The organism is Streptomyces sp. NBC_00287, from assembly GCF_036173105.1.
Taxonomy (GTDB): Bacteria; Actinomycetota; Actinomycetes; order Streptomycetales; family Streptomycetaceae; genus Streptomyces.
The window spans coordinates 6393020-6413949 of sequence record NZ_CP108053.1; the positions used below are offsets into that span (position 1 = coordinate 6393020).

21 protein-coding genes are annotated in these 20930 nt (G+C 69.5%); 10 read left to right on the forward strand and 11 right to left on the reverse strand.

All coding sequences use genetic code 11. The features are described from left to right. Nucleotides 1–12 precede the first annotated feature (12 nt). The 4 genes from OHT76_RS29325 to OHT76_RS29340 all read left to right on the forward strand — a co-directional run bounded on the left by OHT76_RS29325 (nucleotide 13) and on the right by OHT76_RS29340 (nucleotide 3456). Nucleotides 13–930: a F0F1 ATP synthase subunit gamma gene (locus tag OHT76_RS29325; RefSeq protein WP_328873853.1), complete on the forward strand. Its 918-nt coding sequence runs from the start codon at nucleotides 13–15 to the stop codon at nucleotides 928–930. After that, complete coding sequence (atpD, locus tag OHT76_RS29330; protein WP_328873854.1) at nucleotides 930–2366, forward strand: F0F1 ATP synthase subunit beta; 1437 nt, start codon at nucleotides 930–932, stop codon at nucleotides 2364–2366. The genes OHT76_RS29325 and atpD overlap by 1 nt, the downstream gene beginning before the upstream one ends. A gap of 112 nt (nucleotides 2367–2478) precedes the next feature. Further along, the gene (locus OHT76_RS29335) at nucleotides 2479–2853 is read left to right on the forward strand and encodes a F0F1 ATP synthase subunit epsilon (protein ID WP_328873855.1); all 375 of its coding nucleotides are present in this window, start codon (nucleotides 2479–2481) and stop codon (nucleotides 2851–2853) included. A gap of 156 nt (nucleotides 2854–3009) precedes the next feature. Beyond that, nucleotides 3010–3456, forward strand: a complete 447-nt coding sequence (locus OHT76_RS29340) for a DUF2550 domain-containing protein (protein WP_186284962.1) — start codon at nucleotides 3010–3012, stop codon at nucleotides 3454–3456. A gap of 8 nt (nucleotides 3457–3464) precedes the next feature. On the opposite strand, the gene OHT76_RS29345 is transcribed toward OHT76_RS29340, so the two are convergent. The 3 genes from OHT76_RS29345 to OHT76_RS29355 all read right to left on the reverse strand — a co-directional run bounded on the left by OHT76_RS29345 (nucleotide 3465) and on the right by OHT76_RS29355 (nucleotide 7232). Then, entirely contained in the window at nucleotides 3465–5291 is a 1827-nt protein-coding gene (locus tag OHT76_RS29345) for a glycoside hydrolase family 18 chitinase (RefSeq protein WP_328873856.1), read from the reverse strand. A gap of 118 nt (nucleotides 5292–5409) precedes the next feature. Next, complete coding sequence (locus tag OHT76_RS29350) at nucleotides 5410–6051, reverse strand: response regulator transcription factor (protein ID WP_328873857.1); 642 nt, start codon at nucleotides 6049–6051, stop codon at nucleotides 5410–5412. Then, complete coding sequence (locus tag OHT76_RS29355) at nucleotides 6048–7232, reverse strand: sensor histidine kinase (RefSeq protein WP_328873858.1); 1185 nt, start codon at nucleotides 7230–7232, stop codon at nucleotides 6048–6050. Before OHT76_RS29355 ends, OHT76_RS29350 begins: the two co-directional genes overlap by 4 nt. A 152-nt stretch (nucleotides 7233–7384) precedes the next feature. Between OHT76_RS29355 and OHT76_RS29360 the strand changes: the two genes are divergently transcribed. After that, nucleotides 7385–8002, forward strand: coding sequence for a hypothetical protein (locus tag OHT76_RS29360; RefSeq protein WP_328873859.1), 618 nt, complete (start codon nucleotides 7385–7387; stop codon nucleotides 8000–8002). Here the strand turns inward: OHT76_RS29360 and OHT76_RS29365 are convergent. Next, nucleotides 7919–8491 carry a cob(I)yrinic acid a,c-diamide adenosyltransferase gene (locus OHT76_RS29365; RefSeq protein WP_328873860.1) on the reverse strand — a complete coding sequence of 191 codons (573 nt, stop codon included), beginning with the start codon at nucleotides 8489–8491 and terminating at the stop codon, nucleotides 7919–7921. The two genes, OHT76_RS29360 and OHT76_RS29365, sit on opposite strands and share 84 nt — an antisense overlap. Before the next feature lie 178 nt (nucleotides 8492–8669). Here OHT76_RS29365 and OHT76_RS29370 point away from each other — a divergent pair, with 178 nt between their 5' ends. The 3 genes from OHT76_RS29370 (at nucleotide 8670) to OHT76_RS29380 (ending at nucleotide 12775) form a co-directional block, all read left to right on the forward strand. After that, nucleotides 8670–9518 carry a 3-hydroxyacyl-CoA dehydrogenase family protein gene (locus OHT76_RS29370; protein ID WP_328873861.1) on the forward strand — a complete coding sequence of 283 codons (849 nt, stop codon included), beginning with the start codon at nucleotides 8670–8672 and terminating at the stop codon, nucleotides 9516–9518. A gap of 149 nt (nucleotides 9519–9667) precedes the next feature. Continuing rightward, nucleotides 9668–9991: an STAS domain-containing protein gene (locus tag OHT76_RS29375; RefSeq protein ID WP_007499006.1), complete on the forward strand. Its 324-nt coding sequence runs from the start codon at nucleotides 9668–9670 to the stop codon at nucleotides 9989–9991. A 231-nt stretch (nucleotides 9992–10222) separates the two neighbouring features. Further along, entirely contained in the window at nucleotides 10223–12775 is a 2553-nt protein-coding gene (locus OHT76_RS29380; protein ID WP_328873862.1) for an ATP-binding protein, read from the forward strand. Between the two features lie 69 nt (nucleotides 12776–12844). Here the strand turns inward: OHT76_RS29380 and nucS are convergent, their stop codons facing one another. Beyond that, complete coding sequence (gene nucS, locus OHT76_RS29385; protein ID WP_328873863.1) at nucleotides 12845–13516, reverse strand: endonuclease NucS; 672 nt, start codon at nucleotides 13514–13516, stop codon at nucleotides 12845–12847. A gap of 243 nt (nucleotides 13517–13759) precedes the next feature. Between nucS and OHT76_RS29390 the strand changes: the two genes are divergently transcribed. Next, nucleotides 13760–14152, forward strand: coding sequence for an SCO5389 family protein (locus OHT76_RS29390; protein WP_015657788.1), 393 nt, complete (start codon nucleotides 13760–13762; stop codon nucleotides 14150–14152). Nucleotides 14153–14233: 81 nt separating this feature from the next. Here the strand turns inward: OHT76_RS29390 and OHT76_RS29395 are convergent, their stop codons facing one another. Beyond that, entirely contained in the window at nucleotides 14234–15262 is a 1029-nt protein-coding gene (locus OHT76_RS29395; protein ID WP_328873864.1) for an LLM class flavin-dependent oxidoreductase, read from the reverse strand. A gap of 223 nt (nucleotides 15263–15485) precedes the next feature. On the opposite strand from OHT76_RS29395, the gene OHT76_RS29400 reads away from it, so the two are divergent. After that, entirely contained in the window at nucleotides 15486–15827 is a 342-nt protein-coding gene (locus tag OHT76_RS29400) for an ATP/GTP-binding protein (RefSeq protein ID WP_328873865.1), read from the forward strand. Here OHT76_RS29400 and OHT76_RS29405 read toward each other — a convergent pair. The 5 genes from OHT76_RS29405 to OHT76_RS29425 all read right to left on the reverse strand — a co-directional run bounded on the left by OHT76_RS29405 (nucleotide 15824) and on the right by OHT76_RS29425 (nucleotide 20793). Next, complete coding sequence (locus tag OHT76_RS29405; RefSeq protein WP_328873866.1) at nucleotides 15824–16696, reverse strand: ABC transporter permease; 873 nt, start codon at nucleotides 16694–16696, stop codon at nucleotides 15824–15826. The two genes, OHT76_RS29400 and OHT76_RS29405, sit on opposite strands and share 4 nt — an antisense overlap. Continuing rightward, nucleotides 16693–17928 (reverse strand): ABC transporter ATP-binding protein, encoded by a 1236-nt coding sequence (locus OHT76_RS29410; RefSeq protein WP_328873867.1) that lies wholly within the window; start codon nucleotides 17926–17928, stop codon nucleotides 16693–16695. Before OHT76_RS29410 ends, OHT76_RS29405 begins: the two co-directional genes overlap by 4 nt. Nucleotides 17929–18038: 110 nt before the next feature. After that, complete coding sequence (locus tag OHT76_RS29415; RefSeq protein WP_328873868.1) at nucleotides 18039–18809, reverse strand: ABC transporter permease; 771 nt, start codon at nucleotides 18807–18809, stop codon at nucleotides 18039–18041. A gap of 3 nt (nucleotides 18810–18812) precedes the next feature. Then, the gene (locus tag OHT76_RS29420) at nucleotides 18813–19772 is read right to left on the reverse strand and encodes an ABC transporter ATP-binding protein (protein WP_328873869.1); all 960 of its coding nucleotides are present in this window, start codon (nucleotides 19770–19772) and stop codon (nucleotides 18813–18815) included. A gap of 85 nt (nucleotides 19773–19857) precedes the next feature. Continuing rightward, the gene (locus OHT76_RS29425) at nucleotides 19858–20793 is read right to left on the reverse strand and encodes a cellulose-binding protein (RefSeq protein ID WP_328873870.1); all 936 of its coding nucleotides are present in this window, start codon (nucleotides 20791–20793) and stop codon (nucleotides 19858–19860) included. Nucleotides 20794–20930: the final 137 nt, after the last annotated feature.

Below are 20930 nucleotides of genomic sequence, written 5' to 3' on the forward strand. Positions count from 1 at the left end.
GGGACCTGACTCATGGGAGCCCAGCTCCGGGTCTACAAGCGTCGCATCCGATCCGTCACCGCGACCAAGAAGATCACCAAGGCGATGGAGATGATCGCTGCCTCGCGCGTCGTCAAGGCGCAGCGCAAGGTGGCGGCGTCCACGCCGTACGCGCAGGAACTGACCCGCGCGGTCACGGCGGTCGGTACGGGCTCGAACACCAAGCACCCGCTGACCACCCAGGCCGACACGGTCACCCGGTCCGCGGTACTGCTGCTGACCAGCGACCGTGGCCTCGCCGGTGCCTTCAACTCCAACGCCATCAAGGCGGCGGAGCAGCTGACCGAGCGCCTCGAGCGCGAGGGCAAGCAGGTCGACACGTACATCGTCGGCCGGCGCGGGCTCGCCCACTACAACTTCCGTGAGCGCAAGGTCTCGGAGTCGTGGACGGGCTTCACCGACGAGCCGACGTACGCGGACGCCAAGAAGGTCGCGGCACCGCTCATCGAGGCCATCGAGCAGGACACGGCCGAGGGCGGCGTGGACGAGCTCCACATCGTCTTCACCGAGTTCGTCTCGATGATGACGCAGACGGCGCTTGGCGACCGTCTGCTGCCGCTCAGCCTCGAAGAGGTCGCGCAGGAGGCCGCGCCGAAGGGCGAGATCCTCCCGCTGTACGACTTCGAGCCCTCGGCGGAGGACGTCCTCGACGCCCTGCTGCCGCGCTACGTGGAGAGCCGTATCTACAACGCGCTTCTCCAGTCGGCCGCCTCCAAGCACGCCGCCACGCGGCGCGCGATGAAGTCGGCCACCGACAACGCCGGAGAGCTCATCGAGAACCTCTCCCGGCTTGCCAACGCGGCCCGCCAGGCCGAAATCACCCAGGAAATCAGCGAGATCGTCGGTGGCTCTGCAGCACTGGCCGACGCGACCGCGGGGAGTGACAGGTAATGACGACGACAGTTGAGACGGCCGCTGCCACGGGCCGCGTCGCCCGGGTCATCGGCCCGGTCGTCGACGTGGAGTTCCCCGTCGACGCGATGCCGGAGATTTACAACGCCCTTCACGTCGAGGTGGCCGACCCGGCCAACGCCGGCGAGAAGAAGATCCTGACCCTGGAGGTTGCCCAGCACCTGGGTGACGGCCTGGTCCGGACGATCTCCATGCAGCCCACCGACGGCCTGGTCCGCCAGTCCCCGGTCACCGACACCGGCGCGGGCATCACCGTCCCGGTCGGCGACTTCACCAAGGGCAAGGTGTTCAACACCCTCGGTGAGGTGCTGAACGTCGACGAGTCCTACGACGGCGAGCGCTGGTCGATCCACCGCAAGGCGCCGAACTTCGACGAGCTCGAGTCGAAGACCGAGATGTTCGAGACCGGCGTCAAGGTCATCGACCTGCTGACCCCGTACGTCAAGGGCGGCAAGATCGGTCTGTTCGGCGGTGCCGGTGTCGGCAAGACGGTGCTCATCCAGGAGATGATCTACCGCGTCGCCAACAACCACGACGGTGTGTCGGTGTTCGCCGGTGTCGGCGAGCGCACCCGTGAGGGCAACGACCTCATCGACGAGATGAGCGAGTCGGGCGTCATCGACAAGACCGCGCTGGTCTTCGGTCAGATGGACGAGCCCCCGGGCACCCGTCTGCGCGTGGCCCTGGCCGGTCTGACCATGGCGGAGTACTTCCGCGATGTGCAGAAGCAGGACGTGCTGTTCTTCATCGACAACATCTTCCGCTTCACCCAGGCCGGCTCCGAGGTCTCGACCCTGCTGGGTCGCATGCCCTCGGCCGTGGGTTACCAGCCGAACCTGGCCGACGAGATGGGTCTCCTCCAGGAGCGCATCACCTCGACCCGTGGTCACTCGATCACCTCGATGCAGGCGATCTACGTCCCCGCGGACGACCTGACCGACCCGGCCCCGGCCACCACCTTCGCCCACCTCGACGCGACGACGGTTCTGTCCCGTCCGATCTCCGAGAAGGGCATCTACCCGGCCGTGGACCCGCTGGACTCCACGTCCCGCATCCTGGACCCGCGGTACATCGCGCAGGACCACTACGACGCCGCCATGCGCGTCAAGACGATCCTGCAGAAGTACAAGGACCTCCAGGACATCATCGCGATCCTCGGTATCGACGAGCTGGGCGAGGAGGACAAGCTCGTTGTCCACCGTGCCCGTCGCGTGGAGCGCTTCCTGTCCCAGAACACCCACGTCGCCAAGCAGTTCACCGGCGTGGACGGTTCGGATGTGTCCCTCGAGGAGTCGATCGCGGCGTTCAACGCGATCTGCGACGGCGAGTACGACCACTTCCCGGAGCAGGCGTTCTTCATGTGCGGTGGTCTCGACGACCTGAAGCAGGCCGCCAAGGAGCTGGGCGTCTCCTGAGCCTCGCGCTCTTGAGGAGGGGGCGGGCCTCGTCCCGCCCCCTCCTTCACGCCCACTAGACTTGTAACCAACACCCGGCACAACCGCCGGGTGGTGACCCGAGGAGCCACCCTTGGCTGCTGAGCTGCACGTCGCGCTGGTCGCGGCCGACCGAGAGGTCTGGTCCGGGCAGGCCACCCTGGTCGTCGCGCGCACCACGTCCGGCGACATCGGCGTCATGCCCGGTCACCAGCCGCTGCTCGGTGTGCTGGAGTCGGGCCCGGTGACCATCCGTACGAGTGAAGGTGCAACGGTCGTCGCTGCGGTGCACGGCGGTTTCATCTCGTTCGCGGACAACAAGCTGTCGCTGCTGGCCGAGATCGCCGAGCTGTCGGACGAGATCGATATCCAGCGTGCGGAGCGCGAGCTGGAGCGCGCGAAGGCGGAAGGTGACGCCGCCGCCGAGCGGCGCGCCGACGTCCGGCTGCGTGCCGCGGCGGCCCACTGATCTTCACTCAGCGGGCTCGCGCCACGCGATGACGTCACTCAGCCGCGGCTGGGACCGGAGCGATCCGGTGCCGGCCGCGGCTGAGGCAGATATGGATGTTTTTTCCGTTCCGTTACCTGATTTGAAGGTACCTAGGAGACGAGGAGGTCGGTGTCGATGGTCCTCGCTCTGACTGTGTGCGGAATCGTCGTAGCCCTCGTGGTGCTGGGGCTGTTCGTCTTCGGGCTGCGCCGCAGACTCATCCAGCGCTCCGGCGGCACCTTCGACTGCAGTCTGCGCTGGGACACCCCGGAGAAGACCGACACCAGCGGCAAGGGCTGGAGCTACGGCGTCGCCCGCTACAACGGCGACCGCATCGAGTGGTACCGCGTCTTCTCCTACGCCTACCGCCCGCGCCGCATCCTGGAGCGCGCCGCGATCGAGGTCGCGGGACGCCGGCTGCCCGAGGGCGAGGAGGAGCTGGCGCTGCTCTCCGACGCCGTCATCCTCACCTGTCTGCACCGGGGCACGCGTCTGGAGCTCGCCATGAGCGAAGACGCGCTGACCGGTTTTCTCGCGTGGCTTGAGGCAGCCCCGCCCGGTCAGCGCGTCAATGTCGCGTAGCTGATCTTTTACTTCAGGCCGGTGTTGATCGCGCTCACCAGCTCACCGTTGCTGGTGTCGCCGCTGAACTCCCAGAAGAACGCACCGCCGAGGCCTTGGTTCTTGGCCCAGCTCATCTTCGTGGCGATCGTCGCGGGGGTGTCGTACGACCACCAGTTGCTGCCGCAGTGCGCGTACGCGGTGCCGCCGACGGTGCCGGTGGCCGGACAGGCCGCCTTGAGCACCTTGTAGTCCTCGATGCCCGCCTCGTAGGTGCCGGTCGCCGGGCCGGTCGCCGTGCCGCCGGGGGCGGACTGGGTGACGCCGGTCCAGCCGCGGCCGTAGAAGCCGATGCCGAGCAGCAGCTTGGCGGCCGGGACGCCCTTGGCCTTGAGCTTGGCGATGGCGTCGGCGGAGTTGAAGCCCGCCTTCGGGATGCCGGTGTACGAGGTGAGCGGGGAGTGGGGGGCCGTCGGGCCCGTCTTGTCCCAGGCGCCGAAGTAGTCGTACGTCATCACGTTGTACCAGTCGAGGTACTGCGCGGCGCCACCGTAGTCGGCCGCGTCGATCTTGCCGCCGCTGGAGGCGTCGGCGGTGATCGCCGCCGTGATCAGGTAGTTGGAGCCGAACTCGGTGCGCAGGCCCTGCATCAGGTTCTTGAAGGCCGCGGCGCCGGAGGTGTCACAGGTGAGACCACAGGCGTTCGGGTACTCCCAGTCGATGTCGATGCCGTCGAAGACATCGGCCCAGCGCGGGTCTTCCACGACCGCCTTGCAGGAGGCGGCGAAGGCGGCGGGGTTGGCCGCGGCCTGGCCGAAGCCGCCGGAGTAGGTCCAGCCGCCGAACGAGTACAGCACCTTGATGTGCGGGTACTTGGCCTTCAGCTGACGCAGCTGGTTGAAGTTGCCGCGCAGGGGCTGGTCCCAGGTGTCGGCGACGCCGCTGACGGACTGGTCGGCGGTGTAGGCCTTGTCGGTGGCGGCGTAGGCGTCGTCGAGGACGCACTTGCCGTCCTTGACGTTGCCGAACGCGTAGTTGATGTGCGTGATCTTCGACGCCGAGCCGGAGCTCACCAGGTTCTTGACGTGGTAGTTGCGGCCGTAGACGCCCCACTCGGTGAAGTAGCCGAGGTTGGTCTTGCCTCCGGTGGGCGGCGGGTCCGTGGTGCCACCGGTGGTGCGCACGGCGACCGAGCCGCTGACCGGTCCTGTCTGGTCGGCGGTGTCCCGGGCCTGCACGGTGTACGAGTAGTCCGTGCCGGCGGTGAGACCGGTGTCCGTGTACGTCGTGCCCGTCACCGTCGCGACCTTGGTGCCGCCGCGCAGGACGTCGTAGTTCTTGATGCCCTTGTCGTCGGTGGCCGCGCTCCAGGTGAGCTTCACCGAGGTGTTGGTGATGTCGGAGGCGGTCGGGGTGCCCGGTGCGGAGGGTGCCGCGTCACCGGGGACGGTGCCGCCGCCGTCACAACTGCCGCCGTTGAGCTTGCAGTTGGAGGGGGCGCCGGAGCCGCTGCCGTTGAAGCCGAAGGAGACGGAGGCGCCGGGGGCGAGGGTGCCGTTCCAGGACTTGTTCTTGGCGGTCCAGTGGGTGCCGGAGGAGGTGACGTCGGCGTCCCAGGCCGAGGTGACGGACGTGCCGGAGGGGAAGTCCCACTCGACGGTCCAGGAGTTGATGGTGGTGTCGCCGGTGTTCTTGACGGTCCACTTGCCCTCGAAGCCGGTGCCCCAGTCCTGGGTCTTGGCGTAGGTGGCGGTGGCGGAGGTGGCGGCCTGGGCGGGACTTGCGAGGCCGACCAGGCCGGCGAGGGGGAGCAGCAGGGTCGCGAACCCTGCCACGACTCTGTGTCTGAAGCGCATCGTGCGCCTCCTCAGGGGGTATTGGGGGCGGGACTGAGCCTTCACGCCCACGGTGCCGCGAGAATAGAAAGGTCTGGACCACAGGTCAATAGGTCCAGACCAGTTCGCGACAGCTGCCCTACATCCCCAACTCCTGCGCCAGCACCGCCGCTTGCACCCGGCTGCGCAGCTCCAGCTTCCCCAGCAACCGGCTGACGTGCGTCTTCACCGTCGCCTCCGCCATGTCGAGCCGGTGCGCGATATCCGCGTTGGACAGTCCCTCGCCGAGACAGGACAGCACCTCGCGCTCGCGCCGGGTCAGCGATTCGAGCACCGCCGGATCGGCCTTCGACTGCCGTACGGGCTTGGCGGCGAACTCGGCGATCAGCCGCCGGGTGACGGCGGGGGCGACGATCCCCTCACCGCGCGCGACCGTCCGCACGGCCTCCAGCAGATCCCTGGCGTCGGTGTTCTTCAGCAGAAACCCGGACGCCCCGGCCCTGAGCGCCCCGAACACATACTCGTCGAGGTCGAAGGTGGTCAGCACGAGCACATCCGCGAGCCCCTCCTCGACGACCTGCCGTGTCGCCGACACCCCGTCAAGACGCGGCATCTGTACGTCCATCAGCACCAGGTCGGGGCCCAGCTCCCGAGCCAGCGTCACCGCCTGCTCGCCGTCCGCCGCCTCGCCGACCACCTCGATGTCGGGCGCGCTGCGCAGAATGAGGACCAGCCCGGCACGGACGGCGGACTGGTCCTCGGCGACGAGGACGCGGATCATTCTCGGTCTCCTTCTGTCACGGGAAGCGTGGCGTGTACGGCCCAGATCTTGCCGTCCGGGGAGTCCTCGGGCGCCGCCTCGAAGCCGCCCCCGAGCAGCGCGGCCCGCTCCCGCATCCCGACCAGACCGGCGCCGGAGCCGGGGGCGCGGGGTCCGTCGCGGTCGCCGTAGGGACTGGTCACCCGGACGTCGAGGACGCCGTCGCGTTGGGCGAGCGTGACCGTGACCCGGCCGGGCGAGGCGTGCTTGAGGGCGTTGGTGAGGGACTCCTGGACGATGCGGTAGGCGGCGAGTTCGACGGGGGCGGGGAGCTTGACGTGCTCGGTGTGCAAGGCGATGTCGAGGCCGTTGTTGCGGGCGCCCTCCACCAGTGCGCCGAGTCCGTCGAGCGTGGGGGCCACCGCAGGTTCCAGGTCGCCGCTGCTGTCGCGCAGGATGCCGATGAGCCGGCGCATCTCGGCGAGCCCCTCGACGCTGTTCTCGCGGATGACTGCGAGGGCGTCCTTGGAGGTCTTCGGGTCGTCCAGGGAGAGCGCGGCGGTGGAGTGGATGGCGATGGCGGACAAATGGTTGGCGACCATGTCGTGCAGTTCCCGTGCCATCCGGGCGCGTTCGGCGGTGACCGCCTGAGCGCGGTCCATCTCGGCGAGCAGCGCGGTCTGTTCGGCGTGCAGCCGGGCGGCCTCGGCGGCGTCGCGGTGGTTGCGCACGATCCAGCCGGTGGCGGCGGGCGTGAACGCGACCAGGCCGATGACGACACCGACCAGCAGCGCCTCGGGCTGCTGCCACACCGCCAGGGGCACGACCGTGCCGGCCACCGTCATCAGGCCGGTGATCCAGGGGACCCGGCGGGCGGTGCCGGACGGGCCGTACAGGACGGCCGCGTAGATGAGATCCGTGAACATCACGACCGTCACCAGGTTGCCCTGGGTGATGACGTCCGCGGTCAGCGCGACCGTCCCGACGATCAGGCCGGTACGGGGGCGGGTACGGCGCAGCAGCTCGCAGGCGGCCATGACGGCGAGCGGCACCAGGACGGGCCAGCGCCCCTCCCACAGCACGACCGGGTCGTCCGCCGTGCGGGTCCCGAGCCCGACGCCCCAGATGAGGAGCCCGCCGAGCAGCCCGGCGAGCGCGATGCGCACATCGTCCGGGTGCGGGCGGGGGAGCGGTGCGGCCATGACTCCATCCAACACGGCCCACCGCTCGGCCGCCTGATGCCCGGGGAGGGTGCGTCACTGCATCCTTCGATGTACGGCGAGTTCGTCACCGGCGACGACGAACGCGGCGTCCCGCGCCGGGAGCCTGGAAGGGTGACCGAGAGGAGCGAGCCGTGATCGTCACGCTGATCATCGTCTGCGAGGTCGGCTTCTGGGTGCTGCTGGCCGCGGGACTGTCCTTCCGCTATCTGCTGAAGATGCCGCGCACCGGACTGGCCCTGCTGCTGTGCGAGCCGTTGTTGGAGGTCGTGCTGCTGGTCGCCACGGCGGTCGACCTGAAGAACGGCGCCGACCCGAGCTGGAAGCACGGGCTTGCCGCGCTGTACATCGGCTACACGGTCGGCCACGGCCATCGCACGGTGAAGTGGCTCGACGGTCACGCCGCCCACCGCCTCGGCGGTGCCGCGCCGCCCGTCGGCCCGCCCCGCTACGGCATGGCCCGCGCCCGCCACGAGGGCAAGGTGTGGCTGGGTACGGTCACGGCCGCCGCCGTCGCCAGCGCGCTGCTGCTGATCGCCATGTGGTACGTCGACGACCCGAGCCGCACCGGCTCCCTGGAGAGCTGGATCTTCATCGCCTGGCGTACGGCGGGCATCCACGGCCTGATCGCGCTGACCTACGCGATCTGGCCGAAGAAGGCGCCCGAGTCAGCGCTCCCCGCCGGGAACCCACAGGACATCGCCCACGGCGCCGTTCGCGGTCCGCGCGAGGATGAAGAGCAGATCCGATAGCCGGTTGAGGTAGGTCGCGGTGAGCGGGTTCATGACCTCTCCATGGACCTCCATCGCGGCCCAAGTCGACCGCTCCGCCCGTCGTACGACCGTGCAGGCCTGGTGGAGCAGGGCCGCGCCCGGGGTGCCGCCGGGGAGGATGAAGGACCGCAGCTTCTCCAGGCGTTCGTTGAAGCGGTCGCAGTCGGCCTCCAGCTTGTCGATGTAGAACTGCTCGACACGCAGCGGCGGGAACTCCGGCTTCTCCACCACCGGCGTCGACAGGTCCGCACCCACGTCGAACAGGTCGTTCTGCACACGGGTGAGGACCTTGACGACCTCCTCGTCGAGACCGCCCAGCGCAATTGCCGTCCCGATCACCGCGTTCGCCTCATTGGCGTCGGCGTAGGCCGAGATCCGCAGATCGGTCTTGGCGACCCGGCTCATGTCCCCGAGGGCGGTGGTGCCCCGGTCGCCGGTCCTGGTGTAGATACGCGTCAGATTGACCATGAGCCCAGCGTAGTTTCAGACGCTCAACTACGCCGTACGGGGCGTGCTATGACCCGTGCCGGTGTGATGTCCGTCAGATGAGACGTGACTCGCGTTACTAACCGGTCACACAGCGCCTCACGAACGCTAGGGTCCGGCCGAGAGGCAACGTAAACAGCGTGTAATGGGGAGTCGCACAGTGGCACGGAAGCTTGCCGTCATCGGCGCCGGCTTGATGGGTTCCGGGATCGCCCAGGTCTCCGCGCAGGCGGGCTGGGACGTCGTTCTGCGCGACGTCACCGACGAAGCTCTGCGGCGTGGCACCGACGGCATCAAGGCCTCGTACGACAAGTTCGTGAGCAAGGGCAAGCTGGAGGCGCACGACGCCGACGCCGCCCTCGGCCGGATCACCGCCACCACCGACCTGGACGCCGTCGCGGACGCCGACATCGTCGTCGAGGCCGTCTTCGAGAAGCTGGAGGTCAAGCACGAGATCTTCCGCGCGCTCGACAAGGTCGTGCGCGAAGACGCCGTGCTCGCCTCCAACACCTCCGCCATCCCGATCACCAAGATCGCGGCGGTGACCGAGCGCCCCGAGCGCGTGGTCGGCACCCACTTCTTCTCGCCGGTCCCGATGATGCAGCTGTGCGAGCTGGTGCGCGGCTACAAGACCAGCGACGAAACCCTCGCCACCGCACGGGAGTTCGCCGAGTCCGTCGGCAAGACCTGCATCGTCGTCAACCGGGATGTGGCCGGCTTCGTCACCACCCGGCTCATCTCGGCGCTCGTCGTCGAGGCCGCCAAGCTCTACGAGTCGGGCGTCGCCACCGCCGAGGACATCGACCTCGCCTGCAAGCTGGGCTTCGGCCACGCCATGGGCCCGCTCGCCACGGCGGACCTCACCGGCGTCGACATCCTGCTGCACGCCACCAGCAACATCTACACCGAGTCCCAGGACGAGAAGTTCGCTCCGCCGGAGCTGATGCGCCGGATGGTTGACGCCGGTGACATCGGACGCAAGAGCGGGCAGGGCTTCTACAAGCACTGAAACCGCACACGCCCCAGGAGTATCACTCTCCGGGGTGAATTCGGTATCGGTTCGCTTACAGACGGCAACCTCTGACCACTTTGGGCCGTCAGAGGTTGCATCACCGGACACACATCGCGGAGCACGAGACGCACGCTTAGGGGAGCGCTATGCACATCAGGGGCGACCACGCCGAGCTGGTCGTCGGGGGCCGCCTCGACGTCCGCAGCGCGGCGGACGCCCGTACGGTCCTGCACTCGGCCGTCGACGACGGAGTCGGCGATCTGGTGCTGGACCTGTCCGAGCTGGACTCCTGGGACGCCACCGGCCTTGGAGTGATCATGGGAGCGCACCGGCGTGCCGGGCGCTGCGGCCGACGGCTGGTGCTGCGTGACGTACCACCGCAGATGCAGCGCCTGCTGGTGGCCACCCGGCTGCACCGGATCCTCGCCATCGAGGGCGGCATCGGTGTGGAGTCACTGCCGCGCGTGTAGCGGTCGGACGTTCCGGTCGTGAAGCGCATGTCGCGCACAATCCTCACGAACCTGTGACGTCTCGGACGGCGCGGTACCCCGGCCTGTCGTAGATACTGTGCGAAGGTTTAGGGTTCGGTCGCCCGCTGAGTGACAACCCTTCGAGCGGGCCCGGACCAGAAGCGACAGCGCGGTGTGCACAACGGCCGGGAGGGGCTAGAGCACACGACGCTTTTGGGGGGCTTGAAACCTATGGACCCGAACAACCGGGGACCCGAGGAGTACGGCCACGACGACGACGCAAACGCGCCGCGTCAGCGCCCGCCCAGGGATCCCCTCACACCCGACTTCGGACAGCACACGCCCGCACTGGCCCGTACCGTCCAGCTTGTCTCGGGCGACTTCCTGCTCACCGTCAATCCGGTCGACGGCAGCGAGATCGAGGCCTGTCCGCCCGGCGAACGCCCGACCCGGCCCGCGAAGCGCACCGCTGCCGCCCGCGCCGAGGCCGACCGCACGGCCAGGCCACCGGTGCCGCCCGGACCGCCTCAGCCGGAACTGCCCCTGCTGGCCCGCCAGGAGGAGCGCGAACGGCTCGTTCGACTGCTCGCGCGCGGTCGTTCCGTACGTCTGACCGGCCCCGCCGGATCGGGCCGCACCAGCCTGCTCGACGTCGTCGCCGAGGACTGCGCGGACCTCGCCCCCGACGGCGTCGTCCGCCTCAGCGGCTACCACCGCACGGCGAGCGATCTGCTGTACGACCTTCTCCACGCCGTCTACGACGCACCCCTGTACCACCCGGACCGGGACGAACTGCTCGCCTGCGTCCGTGAGATCGGCGCGGTCGTCGTCCTGGACGACGTCGAGATCGGCGGCGCCGCCCTCGACGAACTGCTCGACGCCACGCCCGAGTGCGCCTTCCTGATCGCGGCCACCCCCGAGGTGCCCGCGCCGTCCACCGATTCCGCGCTCGAAGAGGTCTTCCTCGGTGGTCTGGAGCGTGCCGCGGGTCTGGATCTGCTGGAGCGGGCCGTCGGCCGAGCGCTGACCGAGGACGAGGCCAACTGGGCCGGCGACCTCTGGTTCGAGTCCGAGGGCCTGCCCCTGCGGTTCGTCCAGGCGGGCGCCCTGCTGCGCCAGCGCGACCAACTGCGGGCCGGGGCCGGTGCCGTCGACGAGTACGGCGTCTTCGAGGACGCGCTGCCCGTGGACGCGGCCTTCGACGTGCCCTTCGACGTGCCCTTCGACGCCGAGGACAGTGTCGAGATACCGCTGCCGGCGCTCGGTGAGGCGGCCGCGCCCGCCCCGCTGCTCGCCTCCCGGCTCAGCGCCTCCGCCCGCGCCACCCTGCGCATCGCCGTCGCGCTCGGCGGTGAGGTGCCGGACCAGGCCCATCTCCCGGCCCTGGTCGACGACACCCACGCGGACGCCGCCCTCGGGGAACTGGCCGCGTGCGGTCTTGTCTCCCCGGTCGGCGCCCGCTACCGACTCGCGGCGGGAGTACGCACCCAGCTCGCCGCCGCCGGATACGCCGACGGCGTCGAGGCCGGCGCGCTGGCCGCCGCCCAGCACTACGCCTGGTGGGCCGGGCACCCCTCGGTCACCCCGGAGCGGGTGTGCGACCAGGCGGACGCCCTGCTCGCCGCGCTGACCGTGCTGGTGCCCGCTACCACGCCGCCCGTCGAGGAGGGGGCGCAGAACCCGGCCGTTCTGCTCGCCCGTACCGCCGCGCCCGCGTTCGCCGCGGGGCTGCACTGGAGCGCCTGGGAACGGGTGCTCAGGTCCGGGGCGGAGGCCGCACGGCTCGCCGGGGACGTAGGGGAACAGGCCTATTTCCACCACGAGTTGGGCATCCTCGCGCTCTGCGGCGGACAGTACGACCGAGCCCGTGCCGAACTGGAGGCCTCCATCGGTCTGCGGGGCGCCCTCGCGGACAAGCGGGGCACCGTCGCGGGCCGCCGCGCCCTGGCGCTGGTCGCCGACCGCACCGGGGACACGCCCGGGGTCGGGATCGCGGCGGCCGGGATCGGCGCGACGGCGGGGGAGGAGGTGTCGGGCGCGCGCTACGAGGAGTCGCAGTCGCCGCCCGGCGGAATCCCGGCGGCGTTCCCGCCCCTGCAGCAGCCCGCGAGCGACCCCGCGCTCGTCATCCACCGCTCCTCGGCTCCCGGACCGTCACGCAAGGCGCGAGGCGGTCTGAAGGGCCTCGCCAAGCGGAACCTCGTGGCGGCGGGCGCGGGAGCGCTGCTGGTGGCCGTCCTCGGCACCGTGGTGACCCTCGGCGCCACCTCCGACGGTGAGCCGGGCAACCCGTCCGACCAGGTGGGCGTCAACCCGTCGGCCAGCCAGGGCACCGATGACGACAGCCTCGGCGCGGACAAGGCGGACGACGACGAGAGCTCGGGCGACACGGGCACGGCGACGAGTCGTCCGACGGATCCCGGTCCCGACGGTTCGTTCGGCACGTCGGACGACCCGACGCCGACGGACACGGGGGAGCCGTCCGACGACCCGAGCGGCGGGGACGGTTCGAGCGACAGCCCGACCAAGACCCCGACGAAGCCGCCGAGCTCCTCGTCGAAGCCGCCCACGTCGAAGCCGCCGACGTCGCCGACACCGACGCCGACCGAGACCGAGCCGTCTCCGACCCCCACCCCGACCGAGACCGAGCCGTCCACGACACCGTCCACGACACCTTCCACCTCCGACTCGGCCAGCGGCCCCGCCACGTCCAGCGCCCCGGCGGAGACCAGCAGCTCGGCAAGCGCACCGGAGAGCCCCAGCACCTCCGCCGACGTGATCTGAGGCTCCGCACAGCACACGAGGGCCGGGTCCTTTCCCAGGACCCGGCCCTCGTCGTCGTAGAACCGCCGGTCAGAACAGCCGCAGCTTGTCGTCCTCGATGCCGCGCATCGCGTCGTAGTCCAGGACCTGGCAGCCGATTCCGCGGTCCGTGGCGAGGACTCGGGCCTGAGGCTTGATCTCCTGGGCCGCGAAGATGCCCTTCACCGGGGCCAGGTGGGGGTCGCGGTTGAGCAGTTCCAGGTAGCGCGTCAGTTGTTCCACGCCGTCGATCTCGCCCCGGCGCTTGATCTCCACCGCGACCGTCCGGCCGTCCGCGTCGCGGCACAGGATGTCCACCGGGCCGATGGCCGTCATGTACTCGCGCCGGATCAACGTATAGCCCTCGCCCAGCGTTTCGATGCGGTCCGCGAGGAGTTCCTGAAGGTGTGCTTCCACGCCGTCCTTGATCAGGCCGGGATCGACGCCCAGTTCGTGCGAGGAGTCATGGAGGATCTCCTCCATCGTGATGATGAGCTTCTCGCCCGCCTTGTTGGTGACGGTCCAGACGCCGTCCTCCTCGCCCGTGCCCTCCTTCAACGAGCACGGCGGAGACATCCAGTTCAGGGGCTTGTAGGCCCGGTCGTCCGCGTGGATGGACACACTGCCGTCCGCCTTCACCAGGATCAGACGGGGTGCGGACGGAAGGTGGGCGGTGAGCCGGCCCGCGTAGTCGACGGAGCATCGGGCAATGACGAGACGCATGGTCGGCAACGCTACTCGACGGGCAGGTGTGCACGCGATTCGCCCTGGAAGACCCCTGTTCGGTATTGGCCGATTGTGCGCCTACTGAGAGTTGTCCATGTACGCATTCTTCTGGTGCCGTCACGGTCTGTTGCCTACGGTAGTAAACGGGAGGTCGCGGACCGTGCACGCAGCGTGTTCGGGACGTGAACTCCCGTCCCTGTCCGGCAACCCCTGTTGTTCGGGGGTGCGAGAGGAGAACTCATGTCGCTCGACGTCTCACCGGCCCTACTGGAACAGGCCGAGCGAGGCGAGGTCGATGAAGCCGCCTTCGTCGACTGCGTCCGGACCTCCCTGCCCTACGCATGGGAGATGATCAGCTCCCTGGTGGCTCAGCTGAAGGTCGACGGTGGAGAGTTCGCCGACAACCAGACGCCCCCGCCGGACGAGCAGGCGCGTGGCCAGCTGCTGCGTGCGCTTGCGAGTGACGCGATACGCGGCGCGCTGCAGCGGCACTTCGGTGTGCGGCTGGCCTTCCAGAACTGCCACCGGGTGGCGGTGTTCCCGTTGGACTCCTCGGTCGACGAGACGCTGGCTCGCTTCACCTCGGTGCGCAACCAGCTGTTGAACCAGTCTCCGGAGCTCCGGGACTGCTGACCCCAGAGCCGTTTGCTTGCCGCTCCGTACGCGGGAGGTGCATTCAGTACGGGCGGCAAGCCTCCGGCCGGGCAGGCCCGTTCAGCCGAGGTGTGGGAGCACCTCGGCACCCAGCCGCCGTACGTTCTCCTCGGTGGCCGCCAGGTCGCCCGAGCCCTCGACGAGCAGGGCGAAGCGGGAGATACCGGTCCGCTCGCTGGTCGCCGCCAGTCGGTCGGCGCACAGCCGCGGGGTGCCCACCGGGTGCAGTCCGCAGAGCAGTTCGGTGTAGGCCAGCGGATCGCGCATCGTCCGGTGCCGGCCGTCCACCGTCACATGGGCCTCCAGGCCCTGCTTCAGCCAGCCCGGCATCGCCTTCAGCAGGGTCTCGGCCGCGTCCGTGCGCCGGTCGGCGATCTGGCAGACGCCGGCCGAGACATGGCCCGCCGCCCGGATCTCCTCCGGCGTCCGCCCGGCCGCGCGCGCGTGCTCCCGCCACAGGGCGACCATCTCGGCCTTCTCCTCGTCGCCCACATGCATCCCCAGCAGCATCGGCAGCCCGCGCTCGGCCGCCATCCGCACGCTGGTGGGCGACGTACAGGCGAGGACGACCTCAGGCCCGGGCTCGCCCGACAGGGACTCCGCGGGGCGCGGGACGACGGCGACCTCGCGGAAGTTGTGGCGCTCGCCCGAGGCCGCGACCGACGGTTCGCGCAGCCAGCGCACCAGCAGATCGAGTGATTCCGGGAACCCCGTCTCGAAGGCCTCCAGACCCGCGCCGAAGACCTCCAGGTCGACCCAGGGCCCGCCGCGTCCGACGCCCAGCGAGAAGCGCCCGCCGCTCGTCAGATGCAGCAGCGCGGCCTGCTCGCCCAGGGCCACCGGGTGGGCGGTGGGCAGCACGCTCACGGCGGTGCCGACCCGGATCCGGCGGGTGCGGCCGAGCAGTAACGCGGCCAGGGTGATCGCCGACGGACAGGTGCCGTAGGGCACGAAGTGGTGCTCGGCCAGCCAGACCGAGTCCAGACCCGCCTCTTCCGCGACCTCGGCCGAGCGGACCGCGCGGTGCAGCGCCTCCCCCTGGCCCTGACCCGGGAACTGGGCCGCCAACACGAAACTTCCAACGCGCATTGCTTTTTCCTGCTTCCTTGGCTCCGACGCGGAGCTCCCCCACTCGGCATAACCGTCTGACACGTGCCGAGGACACGGCTTGACGGAGGGATTTGCGGATTGTCTGCAGAATGAGGCGCCGCGGAAGGGGACTTGTGACGATTGGTGGCCTACGCGTACCCGTGTCCGCGCCGCGTAGGCTGGACACGGCCCCTGCTCCCTGTATAGCCCCGTGAGGTGTCCCGTGTCCCCGCGTCGCAACCGTCCCAAGGCCGGCGGTGCGTCGGCCCCGTCCGGCCGGAGCGCCGAGGACGACCGCTCCGGCCGGTACGGCGGCTGGCAGTCCTCGGAGGAGTGGCAGGGCGAGGACTGGAACGTACGGCATGTGGCGGGCGCCAGCGCGCAGGGCAAGTCGTACCGCTGTCCGGGCTGTGACCAGCTGATCCCCGACGGTGTCCCGCATGTGGTGGCCTGGCCCGCCCACTCGGGCGTGGACGACCGCAGGCACTGGCACAAGTCGTGCTGGAACGCGAAGGACCGCCGCACCACGCGGGTGCAGCGGTCCCGTAATGCGCCGAAGTTCTAGACGTCCCGCTTCTCCAGGAGCGCGTACGCCCCGGCGAACGCGGCCGCCGTCACCCCGAGCATGATCCACAGCGGGTCCCAGCCGGACGGGCCGGTCTCGGTGAGGGACTGCGAGTAGAAGACGCTCAGCTGGTTCGGGATGGAGTACTCGAACAGCGCCTCGCGCAGGTCCACCAGGGACTCCGAGAACATGAACAGCGCGATCACCAGCGGCGCCAGCAGCAGGCCGATCATGATGGTGATGGCGCCCGCGGAGTGCCGGATGATCGAGCCGACGACCAGCGACAGCAGGCCGAGCAGCGCGATGTAGAGCGAGACGCCTACCGTGCCCTTCAGCCACTCGGAGCTGGACGGCTCCCGGGCGTCGGTCAGCATGGAGACGTCCGCGAGCGCGACGAGCACCGCCGAGCACAGGGTCACCGTGAAGGCGACCACGAAGAACACGATCCCCTTGGCCGCCAGCACCCGCCCACGGGACGGGCAGGCGGTCATCGTGGTGCGGATCATGCCGGTGCCGTACTCCGAGGCCGTCGTCAGCACGCCCAGCGTCATGACGCACATGATGCCGAGCAGCAGCCCGAAGAAGCCGAACGACAGCGGGTTCTCGCCCGCCAGATCGCCCTCGGTGGCGTTGGCGGAAACCAGCGCGGCGGTGGCCAGACCGATGCCGATGACGAGCACCACGAACACGCCGAGCGTCCACATCGTGGAGCGCACCGACCGGATCTTCGTCCACTCCGAGGCGAGGGCGTTGCCGAGGTGCGTGCGCTTCACCGGGATCGGCGAGGTGTAACCGGGGTACGAAGCGCCGGGCGCCGCCTGCCAGTTCGGTGCGGCGGCCTGCGGCATCGGGGGCTGCGGGGTGCTCATCGGGCGTCCTCGGGCTTGGTCGTGTCGACAGCGGGAGAAGGGGCGGGGGCGGCGGGCGCGGGCTGCGCGTACGGGTTGGGGACCGCGGCCGGGGCGGCCGGGGCGGCGGCGGGCGCGGCCGGGGCGCCGTACGGGCCCTGAGGGGGGCCCGACGGCTGCGCGGGCTGTCCCGGGTGACCCTGGGGCATCGCGAACGGCTGACCGCCCTGCTGGGGCGGCGGCGGGGCGTACCAGCCCGGCTGGCCCTGTCCCGGAACCGGCATCGGCGGCTGCGCGCCGGGCGGCAGCGGCTGCTGGAGCCCGGCCTTCTGGTCGATGGTCGAGCGGTAGTCGACGGCGCCCTGCGTCATCCGCATGTACGCCTCCTCCAGCGAGGCCTGGTGCGGCGACAGCTCCCACAGCCGTACGTCCGTCTCGTGGGCGATGTCGCTGATGCGCGGCAGCGGCAGCCCCGTCACGCGCAGCGCGCCGTCCTGCTCGGACAGCACATGGCCGCCCGCCTCGGCCAGCGCCGTGGAGAGCTTCTCGCGCAGCTGCGGCTCGGTGTCGGGCGTGCGCACCCGCGCGAAGCCCGCGGAGTTCGCCGCGATGAAGTCCTGCACGCTCATATCGGCGAGGAGCTGACCGCGCCCGATCACGATCAGGTGGTCGGCGGTCAGCGCCATCTCGCTCATCAGGTGCGAGGAGACGAAGACCGTACGACCCTCCGCGGCGAGCGACTTCATCAGGTTGCGGACCCAGAGGATGCCCTCGGGGTCGAGGCCGTTGACGGGCTCGTCGAACAGCAGCACCTGGGGGTCGCCGAGCAGCGCGCCCGCGATGCCGAGCCGCTGCCCCATGCCGAGCGAGAAGCCCTTGGAGCGCTTCCGCGCCACGTCCTGGAGGCCCACGACGCCGAGCACCTCGTCCACCCGGCGGGCCGGGATGCCGGACAGCTGGGCCAAGCTCAGCAGATGGTTGCGGGCCGCGCGACCGCCGTGCACCGCCTTGGCGTCCAGCAGCGCGCCGACCTGACGGGGAGCGTTCGGCAGCTTGCGGTACGGGTAGCCGCCGATCGTCACCTGCCCCGAGGTGGGGTTGTCCAGGCCGAGGATCATCCGCATCGTCGTCGACTTGCCGGAGCCGTTGGGCCCCAGGAAGCCGGTGACGGACCCGGGCCGCACCTGGAAGGAAAGGTTGTACACAGCGGTCTTGTCGCCGTAGCGCTTGGTCAGGCCGACTGCCTCGATCATGCTCCGCACCCATCGAAAGGTTCAGGACAGCAGGGCACACGCCCCCGTAAGGGTTAGGAGGATATCCGGGCGCTGACGGTTCCCTTCAAGTCAGTGCAAAAACAGAATCCCTAGGCGTCCCTCTTCTTGAGCAGTACGAACCCGCCCACAAGGGCCGCGATCACCCACAACACCATGATTCCGAGCCCGCCCCAGGGGCCGTACGGAGTGTCGTTGTCGACCGGGGTGACCACCTGCATGATCTTGCTGCCGGCCTGGTCGGGCAGATAGCGGCCGATCTTCTTGGTGGCCGGGACATTGCCGAGGATGTTGGAGACCAGGAAGAAGAACGGCATCAGGATGCCCAGCGACAGCATCGGCGAGCGCAGCATCGCGGCCACGCCCATCGAGAACATCGCGATCAGCGCCATGTAGAGGCCGCCGCCGATCACCGCCCGCAGCACTCCGTCGTCGCCGATGGAGGCCTTGTGCTCGCCGAGCATCGCCTGGCCCAGGAAGAAGGTGACGAAGCTGGTGACCAGGCCGACCAGGAGGGCCAGACCGGTCGCCACCGTGATCTTGCTGAACAGGAAGGAGGCGCGCTGCGGCACCGCGGCCAGCGAGGTGCGGATCATGCCGGTGCTGTACTCGTTCGACACCACCAGCACCCCGAACACGATCATCGCGAGCTGACCGAGGCTCATGCCCGCGAAGCTGATGAAGGTCGGATCGAAGGAGAGCTGGTCCTCGCGGTTCATGTTGTCGAACTCGTTCTTCGACAGCAGCGAGATCAGCATGCCCAGCGCGATCGTGACCACCACGGCGAGGGACAGCGTCCACACCGTCGACGCCACCGACCGGATCTTGGTCCACTCCGAACGGATGACCTGACTCGTCGCCATCGCTCAGCCCTCCCTCTGCCAGCCGTCGCCCCACGCCTGCCGCTGCTCGGGGGGTGTCTCCGAATGTGCGTGGTACTCCACCGACTCCGCGGTCAACTGCATGAACGCCTCCTCCAGAGACGCCTGCTGAGGGCTCAGCTCATGCAGCACGATCTGGTGCTGCGCCGCCAGCTCACCGATCCGCTCCGGCTTCCCGCCGTCCACCTCCAACGAGTCGCTCCCGGTCTGCACGACCGTCATCCCGGCCCGTTGCAGCACATCGAGCAGCCGCTCCCGGTGCGGGGTGCGGATACGGACGTAGGAGCGCGAGTTCTGTGCGATGAAGTCGGCCATGGAGGTGTCGGCGAGCAGCCGGCCCTGGCCGATGACGACCAGATGGTCGGCGGTGAGGGCCATCTCGCTCATCAGATGTGAGGACACGAACACCGTCCGGCCCTGGGCGGCCAGCGACTTCATCAGATTGCGGATCCAGTGGATGCCCTCGGGGTCGAGGCCGTTGACCGGCTCGTCGAACATCAGGATCCGCGGATCCCCGAGCAGCGCGCCCGCGATACCGAGCCGTTGCCCCATGCCCATCGAGAAGCCCTTGGTCTTCTTCCGCGCGACCGCCGTGAGCCCCACCGTCTCCAGTACCTCGCGCACCCGCCGCTTCGGGATGCCGTTGCTCTGCGCGAGGCACAGCAGGTGGTTGTAGGCACTGCGCCCGCCGTGCCAGGCCTTCGCCTCCAGCAGGGCGCCGATGTACGTCAGCGGGTCCTTGAGCTGGTCGTAGTGCTTGCCGTCGATGCGGACGTCACCGGCGGTGGGGTGGTCGAGGCCGAGGATCATCCGCATCGTGGTGGACTTGCCGGCGCCATTGGGGCCGAGGAACCCGGTCACGATGCCGGGTCTGACGGTGCAGGTGAGATTGTTGACCGCCACCTTCTCGCCGTACCGCTTGGTCAGCCCCTCTAGCTCGATCATGCGGCCACGCTAAAACGGGACAAAGCCCTCTGCCACCTCAGTGGCAGAGGGCTTTGCAGGTATTCAGCAGCTGTACGCCGGAGCGTTACCGGGACTGCTGCGCGGGAACCCCACGGGAGATCGGCTCGTCCTCGGCCGGAGTGCCCGCGGCGGCCACCGCGGCACCGGTGAGGGTCGCCAGCATCTCGCGCACGTTCGTCAGCTGAGCGTTGATCGAGTCGCGGCGGTTGGTCAGCGCCGCGAGCTCGCGCTCGGATTCCGAACGGATGCGGTCGGCCTTGGCGTTGGCGTCGGCCACGATGTCCTCGGCCTGGCGCTGCGCGGTCTCCACGGTCTGGCGAGCACGGCGCTCGGCATCCGTGCGCAGCTTCTCGGCCTCCAGACGGAGCTGCTCCGCGCGGTGCTCGATCTCCGCGAGGCGCTTCTCGGCCTTCTGCTGACGGGACGCCAGATCGCGCTCCGACTGCTCGCGGCGCTTGGCGAGGTTCGTCTCGAAGTCCGCGGCGGCCTGAGCTGCCTTGGCCCGGGTCTCCTCGAAGAGAGCGTCGGCCTCCTCACGCTTGGACTGCGCGTCCTTCTGAGCCTCGGAGCGCAGCTGGGAGGCGTCGCTCTTGGCCTTCTCGACGATCCGGACGCCCTCGTCCTCCGCCTTGGCCTTGCGCTCCGCAGCGAACGATTCTGCGTCGTTGCGGACCTGCTGGGCCGCCGACTCGGCGAGCTCGCGGTGCTGCTCGGCGGCGCGACGGGCCTCCTCGCGCAGATCCTTGGCCTCTTCCTCGGCGAGGCGGAGGATCTTCTCGACACGCGCGCCGAGACCGGCGTACGACGGCTCTGCGTCGCTTACCTGAGCCTGGGCGTTCTGCGTTTCGAGGTGGAGCTCCTCGATGCGCTTTTCCAGAGCGGTGATGCGGGCGAGAGCGCTGTCACGGTCGGAGACGAGCTTGGAGATCCGTTCGTCCACCTGAGCGCGGTCGTACCCACGCCGCACAAGCTCGAAGCCGTAGGGGGAAGTGTCGCTCATGGGGTTCCTGTCGAATGAGACCGGTGAGGTGATAGGTGGAATCCTAGGGGCCGAAGCGGTGTGTCATCGAGCGGATACGTGTTTGATCTGGAGAATGACACCCCTTTTGAGTGGCTAACCGTCGGACCGCTTGCCAA